Below are 8,992 nucleotides of genomic sequence, written 5' to 3' on the forward strand. Positions count from 1 at the left end.
CCCGCACGCGGCTGCGTCAGCCCACCGGGCGTCAGTCCATCTGCGCGTCGAGGGTGATCTCGACGCCGGTGAGGGCCTTGGAGACCGGGCAGGTCTCCTTGGCGGCCTGAGCGGTGCGGGCGAAGGTTTCGGCGTCGATGCCGCTGACCTCACCGGTCACCTTCAGCTGGATGCCGGTGAGGCGGAAGCCGCCGGCCGGGTCCGGGCCGAGGGAGACGTCGGCGACGACCTCGATGCTCTCCGGGGTGCCACCGGCCTCGCCGAGCAGCGCGGAGAACTGCATCGCGAAGCAGGAGGAGTGGGCCGCGGCGATGAGCTCCTCGGGGCTGGTGGTGCCGCCTGCGTCGTCAGCGGCGCGCTTGGGGAACGACACGTCGTAGGTGCCGACCTTCGAGCTGGTCAGCTCGACCTGGCCGGAACCCTCGTTCAGGCTGCCGCTCCAGGCGGTGCGGGCGGTGCGGGTGGGCACGGGGCCTCCTCGGGTGGGTCCTGCGGTGATCGTGCGGGCCCATCCTCGCCGCGCGGGGCGCCGGAGCGCCACCCGTCCCCGGACGCGGAACGGCCCCGCCCCCTCCGTGGAGGGGACGGGGCCGTGCGTGCGCGGGACGTCAGTCGCGCGCGGCGCCCTCGCGGCGCGGGCCGCCGCGGGAACCGCCGTCGCGGCGCGGGCCGCCCTCGCGGCGGGGACCGCCGCGGGAACCGCCGTCGCGACGCGGGCCGCCGCGGAAGCCGCCGCTGCGGCGCGGGCCGCGGCTCTCCCGCTCGGGGCGGGTGCGGGGCTTGACCACGACCGGCTCACCGGACTCGGCCAGGGTGCGCACCGTGTCGTCGCCGGCGGCGACGCGCTCCACGTCGTTGGCCTCGACACCGGCGTCGCGGTGCAGCCAGCCGTAGCGGCGGACCTGGTCCGGCAGCGCGATGGCCAGGACGGTGCCCTTGGCGCCGGCGCGCGCGGTGCGGCCGGAGCGGTGCAGGTAGTCCTTGTGGTCGTTCGGCGGGTCGACGTGCACCACGAGGTCCACGTCGTCGACGTGGATGCCGCGCGCGGCGACGTCGGTGGCGACCAGCACGCGGGTCTCCCCCGCGGAGAACGCGTCGATCGCCTTGGAGCGCTGCGCCTGGCGCAGGTCGCCGTGGATGGCCTCCGCCGGCGCACCGGCCTCGCGCAGCTGGTCCGCCAGGCGCTGCGCGCCCAGCTTGGTGCGCACGAAGAAGATGCTGCGCGCGGGGCGCTGGCTGATCTCCGTCAGGATCGGCAGCTTGTCGTGCGGGCGCACCGCGAAGACGCGGTGCTCCATGTTGCCCACCGAGTCCGGCTCGGCCGGCACCGCGTGGAACGCGGGGTCGGTGAGGAAGTCCTTGACCAGGGCCTCGACACCGCGGTCGAGGGTGGCGGAGAAGAACATCCGCTGTCCACCGGGCTTGGTGCCCTCCAGGATGGCCCGCACGCCCGGCAGGAAGCCGAGGTCGGCCATGTGGTCGGCCTCGTCCAGGACGGTGACGTCGACCTCGCCGAGCGAGACGGCGTCGCGCTCGATGAGGTCGACCAGGCGGCCCGGGGTGGCGATGAGGACGTCGATGCCGCGCTGCAGGGCGGAGATCTGCCGGCCGTAGGGCACGCCGCCGACGACGACGGCCATGCGCAGGTCGATGGAGTCGCCCAGCGGGCGCAGCGCGTCGGCGACCTGCATCGCCAGCTCGCGGGTGGGCACGAGCACCAGGCCGCGGGGGGCGCCGGTGATGCGGCCGCGCCGGTTCGCGGCGAGGCGCGCCAGCATCGGCAGGCCGAAGCCGAGCGTCTTGCCGGAGCCGGTGCGGGCGCGGCCGAGGATGTCGCGCCCGGCGATGCCGTCGGGCAGGGTGCGCGACTGGATGGCGAACGGCTTGGACATGCCGCGCCGCTCGAGGGCGGCGACGAGCTCCTCGGGCAGGCCGAGCTCGGCGAAGGTGAGGTCGGCGACCTCGACCAGCTCGGCGGCGGTCAGGGCCTGCTCGGTGGCGCTGGGCGCGAAGGAGCGGGGGCTGCGGGGCGGGCCGGAGCGGCGGCCGCGGTAGCCGCTGGGGCCACCGTAGGAGCCGCCGGAGCCGCCGTAGGAGCCGCGGGAACCGCCGCCGGAGCGGGGGCCGCGGTCGTCGGAGCGGAAGCCGCGCGACTCGCCGCCGCGGTCGGAGCGGAAGTCGTCGCGGTCACCGCGACGGGGGCGGGGGAAGCGGTCCTCGGAGGAACCGCGGGAGTCGTCGCGAGCGGAGCGGTACGTGCGGTCGAACTGGGGCATGCGGGAGTGGACTCCACGTGGATCTGCGGCCGCTAAGGCGGTCCGCCCCCAGGCACGGGCGCGCACGGTGCTGCGCGCAGAAGCTGAGGGATGAGACTCGAGCGACCTCGCGGGCGGCTCGCCCGCTGAGTGGACGGCATCAGACCGTCACGTCAAGCCTAACAGCCTCGCCCGCTTCCCTCTTCCCGAGCGCCCCCTCCCCCCTCAGCCGCGGGACGCCTGGATCGCGGTCAGCGCGATCGTGTAGACGATGTCGTCCACCAGCGCCCCGCGCGAGAGGTCGTTCACCGGCTTCGCCAGGCCCTGCAGCATCGGCCCCACCGAGATGACGCCCGCGTTGCGCTGCACCGCCTTGTACGTGGTGTTGCCGGTGTTGAGGTCGGGGAAGACGAACACCGTGGCGCGCCCGGCCACCGGCGAGCCGGGGGCCTTCGCGCGCGCCACGGAGGCGACCGCGGCGGCGTCGTACTGCAGCGGGCCGTCGATGACGAGGTCGGGCTCGCGCTCCTTCGCGATCCGGGTGGCCTCGGCGACCTTGTCCACCGCCGACCCGGCCCCGGACGAACCGGTCGAGAAGCTGATCATCGCCACGCGCGGTTCGATGCCGAAGGCGCGCGCCGACGCCGCCGACTGCAGCGCGATGTCGGCCAGCTCCTCCGCGTTCGGGTCGGGGTTCACGGCGCAGTCGCCGTAGATGACGACGTCGTCGGGCAGGCACATGAAGAAGACGCTGGAGGCCAGCTTCGCGCCGGGCTTGGTGCGGACGATCTGCAGCGCGGGGCGCACGGTGGCGGCGGTGGTGTGCACGGCGCCGGCCACCAGGCCGTCGACGTCACCGGCCTTGAGCATCGTGGTGCCCAGCCAGATCGGGTCGGCCAGGGAGTCGCGGGCGACGTCCGGCTGCATCCCCTTGTGCTTGCGGGCCTCCACCAGCACGTCGACGTAGCGCTCCACCAGGTCGGCGGGGTCCAGCACCTCCACGCCGTCGGGCAGGGTCAGCCCCAGCCCGGCGGCCACCGAGGCGACCTCGGCGGGCGCGCCCAGCAGCACCGGGCGCGCGATGCCGCGCTGCGCGCAGATCGCGGCGGCCTGCACGGTGCGCGGTTCGGTGCCCTCGGGCAGCACGATGCGCTGCACCCGCTCGGCGGCCAGCGTGGTCAGCCGCCGCCGGAACGCCGCCGGCGACAGCCGCGGGGTGTGCGCGGCCGTGCGCAGGCCCGCCAGCCACGCGGGGTCCAGCGCGTCGGCGACGGCGGCGGTGACGGCGTGCGCGCGCTCGGCGTCGTCGGCGGGCACGTCGGGGTCGAGGCGGTTGACGGCGGTGGCGGTGGCGTACGTGCTGCGGTCGGTGCGCAGGATCGGCAGGCCGGTCGCGGCGGCGGCGTGGGTGAGGTCGGCGACCCGCTCGTCCATGCCGACGCCGGCGGTCAGCAGCAGCCCGGCCAGGCGGGTGCCGTTCAGCGCGGCCAGGCAGGCCGCCATGACGACGTCGTGGCGGTCGCCGGGCACGAGGATGAGGCGCCCCTCGCGCAGCAGCGGCAGCATCCCGGGCACCGCCTGGGCGGCGACGACGACCTCCTTCACGCGCCGCTGCTGGTCGCCGTGGGTCACGACGTCCACGTCGAGGGCGCGCACGAGGTCGCGCACGCGCCCCCACGTGAGCTCCGTGCGGTACGGCACGGCCGCCACCAGGGGGATGCCGTGGTGGTCCAGCGCCCCGCGCAGCGCCGCCACGCGGGAGACGGCCACCTCGGGGTCCTCCGGCACCGGCCAGCGGGAGACGACACCGCCGATGACGCGCAGCCCCTCCCCCGCCCGGTAGGTGCCGGCGGTGACGGCCATGTCCTCCGCGATGCGCTCGGGGGCGCCGGGGTCGGAGCCGTCGGCGCCCGCGGAGCCGACGAGGAGCACGTCGGCGTCCAGGGCGGTCGCCAGCGCCTGGTTGACCCGCCCGGAGAACACCTGGTCGGCGGAGGGCGCCAGGCCCTCGACGACCACGACGTCGTGGGTGGCGAGCACGCCCTCGGCGGCGGCCACCACCTCCTCCATGAGGTCGTCGACCTCGCCGCGGCTGAGCCGCTCCACGACCCGGGCCGCGGGGATGGGCTCGGCGACGGTCAGGCCCGTCGTCAGCCGCGCCAGGGCGACGGAGCGGTCGGTGCCGCCGGCGCCGCCGGGCTGCGCCAGGGGCTTGTGGAAACCCACGGCCACGCCGCGCGCGTCCAGCGCCCGCAGCAGGCCCAGGCAGGTCGAGGTGAGGCCGGCGCCGTGGCCGGTGGGGACGACGAGCAGGGTGCGGGGCACCGCGCGCTCCTCTCGGTTCGGGCCGGTCCGGCCGGTCAGGCGTGCTGGACGAGGTCGACGGTGTCGCGGGCGATGAGCAGTTCCTCGTCGGTGGGCACCACCATCGCCAGCGGCCCGTCGCCCTCGCGGGTGATGCGCCCTGCGGGGGTGGAGGATCGGCCGTGCTCGGCGTTCGCGGCCGGGTCCTCCACGAGGCCGAGGTGGCGCAGCCGACCCAGCAGCGCCGAGCGGATGGCGGTGCCGTTCTCGCCGATGCCGCCGGTGAGGACGAGGGCGTCCAGGCCGCCGAGGGCGACGGTGAGGGCTGCGAGGTGCTTGGCGGCGCGGTACGTGAACACCTCCAGGGCCAGCTTCGCCCCGGGGTGGCCCTGCCCGGCCTTCTCCTCCAGGGTGCGCACGTCGTTGGACAGCCCCGACAGGGCCAGCAGGCCGGACTCCTTGTTCAGCTGCGCCACGATCTCCGCCACGCTCGCGCCGGTGCGGTCGGCCACCAGCTCCAGCACGGCCGGGTCCAGGTCGCCGGAGCGGGTGCCCATGACCAGGCCCTCCAGCGGGGTCATGCCCATCGTGGTGTCCACCGAGCGGCCGCCGAGCACCGCCGTGGCGCTGCAGCCGTTGCCCAGGTGGGCGACGACGAGCTTGAGGGAGCGCGGGTCCGCGCCGGCGTCGCGCTGCAGGACCTCCGCGGCGCGGGCGCTGACGAACCGGTGGCTGGTGCCGTGCATGCCGTAGCGGCGCACCCCGAACTCCTCGTACCAGCGGGTGGGCACGGCGTAGCGGTAGGCCTGCTCGGGCATCGTCTGGTGGAACGCGGTGTCGAAGACGGCGACGTGGTCCAGCTCCGGCAGGACAGCCCGGGCGGCCTCGATGCCGGAGACGTTGGCGGGGTTGTGCAGGGGGGCGAGCGCCGACAGGTCGGAGATGTCGGCCAGGACGTGGTCGTCGATGCGCACCGAGGAGCGGAACCGCTTGCCGCCCTGCACGACGCGGTGCCCCACGCCCAGCAGCGGCGGCAGGTCCATGTCGAGCAGGCGCTGCAGCACGTGCGCGAGCGCCCCGCGGTGGGTGGTGGCCGCGGGGGTGATGGTGCGGGTGCCCTCGGCGGTCTTGAAGTGCACGACGGCGTCGGGGGTGCCCAGGCGCTCCCCGAGGCAGGACAGGGCCCGCTCGCCCGTGACGGGGTCGACGAGAGCCAGCTTCACCGAGGAGCTGCCGCAGTTCACGACGACGACGGACCCGTTGCCGGTGGACTCGCCCGTGGACACTGATCGCTCCCCTCACCGCGCCGGCCACCCGGGTGGTCACCGACCCGGTTCCGAGCCTCGCACGGACCGCCGCGCCGCACCCCCCGACGCGAGGCGCCGTGATCACTCTCACGCCCCGCCCGGGTCCGCCGTCGGGACGGGGGCGTTCAGGCGGGAGCGGGGTCCACCAGGGGCAGCGGCCAGTCCTCTCGGTGCAGCGCCGTCTCCCAGAAGAGGAACTCGTAGCGGGTCGCCGTCGCGAACGCCTCGTGCATCGCCTCGTGCACCGCCTCGTGCACCACCTCGCCGCCACCGGGCCCCGCGGCGGCCTCGTCGACCAGCCGGCGCGCGGTGGCCACCGAGGCGTGGAACTCCTCCGCGTCGTAGGCGGCGACCCAGCGGGCGTACGGGTGCTGCGCGCCGGCGTCCAGCACGGCGGCCGCCGAGCGGGCCAGGCGGCGCGCGACGTCGGCGTACACCCAGAAGCACGGCAGCACCGCCGCCGCCGCGACCGGGTACGGGGCGGTCGCCGCCGTCGCCACCAGGTGTGAGACGTACCCGAGCGTCGTGGGCGAGGCGTGCGCCGGGCCGTCGGCGGGCGGCAGCGCCCCGGACGTCAGCAGGTCGCCGTGCAGGGCGCTCTCGACCACCGCGGCGCCGTGCGCGGACGACGCCCAGAACGCGGCGCTCGCCACGTCCGGCGCCCGGGACGCCAGCAGCGCCAGCGCCCGCCCGTACCCGGCGAGGTAGATCTCGTCCTGCTCCAGGTAGTGCCGGAACACCCCCGGGTCCAGGGTGCCGTCGCCGAGCTCCCGCAGGAACCGGCACTCGTCGATCGCGGTGCGCAGGTGCGCGGTGCGCGCCCACGCCTCGTCGGTGAAGCTCACGTCGTCCCCCGGTGCGGTCGCTGGGCGAAGGAGTGGTCGAGGGGCCCGTTGCCGGAACCGACGTGCAGGTCGCCGGCGGCCGCGAGGGCGCCCTGCAGGTAGTCCCGCGCCTCCTCCACGACGGGCAGCCAGCTCGCCGGTGCCCCGTCGCCGCGCGCGGCGACGGCGGCGATCGCGGACGAGAGGGTGCAGCCGGTGCCGTGCGTGGAGGCGCTCCCCAGGCGGGGGCGGGTGATGCGGTGCGTGCCGCCGGGTTCGGCGAGGACGTCCACGCTCTCCGGCCCACCCAGGTGCCCGCCCTTGAGCAGCACCGCGGTCCCGGTGCGCCGCAGCAGCTCCTCGGCCTGCTCCACGACCTCGCCGGGGTCGCGGGCGGCCCCGGACCCCAGCAGCACCGCGGCCTCGGGGACGTTCGGGGTCACCAGGTCCGCCACCGGCAGGAGCTCGTCGCGCACGGCGGCGACGGCGGCGGCGTCCAGCAGCCGGTCGCCGCTGGTGGCGACCATGACGGGGTCCACCACGAGCGGGGCCGGGTGGGCGCCCAGGGCCTGCGCGACCACGCGCGTGATGGCGGTGTCGGCGAGCATCCCGGTCTTGACCGCGTGCACGGCGACGTCGTCCAGCAGCACCTCCAGCTGCTCGCGCACGAACCCCGCGGGCACCACGTGCACACCGGCCACGCCGCGGGTGTTCTGCGCCGTCAGGGCGGTGAGCACGGCGGTGCCGAACGCGCCGAGGGCGGCGAACGTCTTCAGGTCCGCCTGGACCCCGGCCCCGCCGCTCGGGTCGCTGCCGGCGACGGTGAGGGCGACGCGGGCGCTCACCGGGTCACCCCGCCGTCCACCACCGGGCGCCCGTCGTCCCAACGCGCCCGCAGCTCCGCCGCCGCGGCGCGCGGGTCGGGGGCCGCGCACACCGCGGACACGACGCAGAACCCGGCGATCCCGGTGCCGCGCAGCTCGTCGAGGTTCTGCGCGTGGATGCCGCCGATCGCCACGCACGGGGTTCCCGCGGCGGCCTCGACCACGGCGCGCAACCCGCCGGGTCCCAGCGGTGCGGCCGCGTCGGTCTTGGTGGCGGTGGCGTGCACGGGGCCGACGCCGAGGTGGTCGACCACCCCGGAGGGCACCGCGCGCACCTCCTCGACGGTGGAGACGGACAGCCCCACGAGCAGGTCGGGGCCGACGAGGCGGCGCACGTCCCCGGCCGGCAGGTCGGACTGCCCCAGGTGCACGCCGTCCGCGCCGGCGATCAGCGCGACGTCCACGGCGTCGTTCACCAGCACCGCGACGCCGGTGCCGCGCAGCGCCTCCCGCACGGCCCGCACGAGGGCGAGCAGTTCCCGGTCGCTCGCGCCCTTGCCGCGCACCTGCACGGCGGTGACGCCGCCGGCGACGGCCTCGCGCACCACCGCGGGGACCCCGCGCGCGCCGCACTGCGCGGTGTCGGTGACGAGGTACAGGGTCGGGTCGAAGCGGGCCTTCCCGGGCCCCCGGGGCGCGCTCACGCGAGCCTCCCGGAGGTCTCCAGGTCGGCGCGCAGCGCGCTCGCGTCCACGGCGTCCAGCTCGTCGATCCACGCGATCGCGAAGCCCCCGGGGCCGCTGCTGCGGGCGGCGGCCCGCTCGGCAGCGAGCGCCACGTGCGCGTGCGCGGTGACGGCCGCCAGCAGCGGGTCGTCCGTCACGGCGGTGCAGGCCGCGAGGAGGGCGCCCAGCGAGCAGCCGGCGCCGGTGGTGCGCGTCAGCAGCGGGGAACCGCCGCGCACCCGCACGACGCGCTCGCCGTGGACGAGGACGTCGACCTCGCCCGAGACGGCGACGACACCGCCGGTGCGCTCGGACAGCGCGCGGGCGGCGGCGAGGGCGTCCTCGGCGCCGGAGGTGGAGTCGACCCCGCGCCCGCCGGCACCGGAACCCTCCAGCCCCATGACCTCGGAGGCGTTGCCGCGCACCGCGACCGGGCGGTGCTGGAGCAGGTCGCGGGCGACGGAGGTGCGGAACCCCAGCGCACCGACGGCGACGGGGTCCAGGACCCACGGCGTCCCCGCCTCGTGCGCGGCGGCCGTGGCGAGCGCCATGGCGCGCGCGCGCTCGTCGTCGAGGGTGCCGACGTTCGCGAGCACCGCGGAGGCGGCGCGGGCGAACTCGGCGGCCTCGCGGGGGTTGTCGACCATCGCGGGGGCGGCGCCCGCGGCGAGCAGCGCGTTGGCGGTGATGGTGGTGACCACCGAGTTCGTCAGGCACTGCACGAGCGGGTGGTCGCGGGCCAGGGCGTCGCGG

8 protein-coding genes are annotated in these 8,992 nt (G+C 76.6%); all 8 read right to left on the reverse strand.

All coding sequences use genetic code 11. The features are described 5' to 3' along the window. Positions 1–31: 31 nt before the first annotated feature. Positions 32–469: an OsmC family protein gene (locus MN205_RS09035; RefSeq protein WP_242126433.1), complete on the reverse strand. Its 438-nt coding sequence runs from the start codon at positions 467–469 to the stop codon at positions 32–34. Between the two features lie 139 nt (positions 470–608). Continuing rightward, positions 609–2,276, reverse strand: a complete 1,668-nt coding sequence (locus tag MN205_RS09040; protein WP_242126435.1) for a DEAD/DEAH box helicase — start codon at positions 2,274–2,276, stop codon at positions 609–611. Positions 2,277–2,480: 204 nt separating this feature from the next. After that, positions 2,481–4,580: a phosphate acetyltransferase gene (gene pta / locus MN205_RS09045; RefSeq protein ID WP_242126437.1), complete on the reverse strand. Its 2,100-nt coding sequence runs from the start codon at positions 4,578–4,580 to the stop codon at positions 2,481–2,483. A 35-nt stretch (positions 4,581–4,615) separates the two neighbouring features. After that, the gene (locus tag MN205_RS09050; protein ID WP_242126440.1) at positions 4,616–5,845 is read right to left on the reverse strand and encodes an acetate/propionate family kinase; all 1,230 of its coding nucleotides are present in this window, start codon (positions 5,843–5,845) and stop codon (positions 4,616–4,618) included. 146 nt (positions 5,846–5,991) lie between these two features. Beyond that, positions 5,992–6,711, reverse strand: a complete 720-nt coding sequence (locus MN205_RS09055) for a TenA family protein (RefSeq protein WP_242126442.1) — start codon at positions 6,709–6,711, stop codon at positions 5,992–5,994. After that, positions 6,708–7,535 carry a bifunctional hydroxymethylpyrimidine kinase/phosphomethylpyrimidine kinase gene (gene thiD / locus MN205_RS09060; protein ID WP_242126444.1) on the reverse strand — a complete coding sequence of 276 codons (828 nt, stop codon included), beginning with the start codon at positions 7,533–7,535 and terminating at the stop codon, positions 6,708–6,710. The genes MN205_RS09055 and thiD overlap by 4 nt, the downstream gene beginning before the upstream one ends. Continuing rightward, the gene (gene thiE / locus MN205_RS09065) at positions 7,532–8,218 is read right to left on the reverse strand and encodes a thiamine phosphate synthase (RefSeq protein ID WP_242126446.1); all 687 of its coding nucleotides are present in this window, start codon (positions 8,216–8,218) and stop codon (positions 7,532–7,534) included. Before thiE ends, thiD begins: the two co-directional genes overlap by 4 nt. Beyond that, on the reverse strand, positions 8,215–8,982 hold the full coding sequence (gene thiM, locus MN205_RS09070; protein ID WP_255818620.1) for a hydroxyethylthiazole kinase: 768 nt from the start codon (positions 8,980–8,982) through the stop codon (positions 8,215–8,217). Before thiM ends, thiE begins: the two co-directional genes overlap by 4 nt. Between the last annotated feature and the right edge of the window lie 10 nt (positions 8,983–8,992).

Origin of the sequence: Kineococcus sp. TRM81007, from assembly GCF_022669155.1 — a bacterium.
Taxonomy (GTDB): domain Bacteria; phylum Actinomycetota; class Actinomycetes; order Actinomycetales; family Kineococcaceae; genus Kineococcus.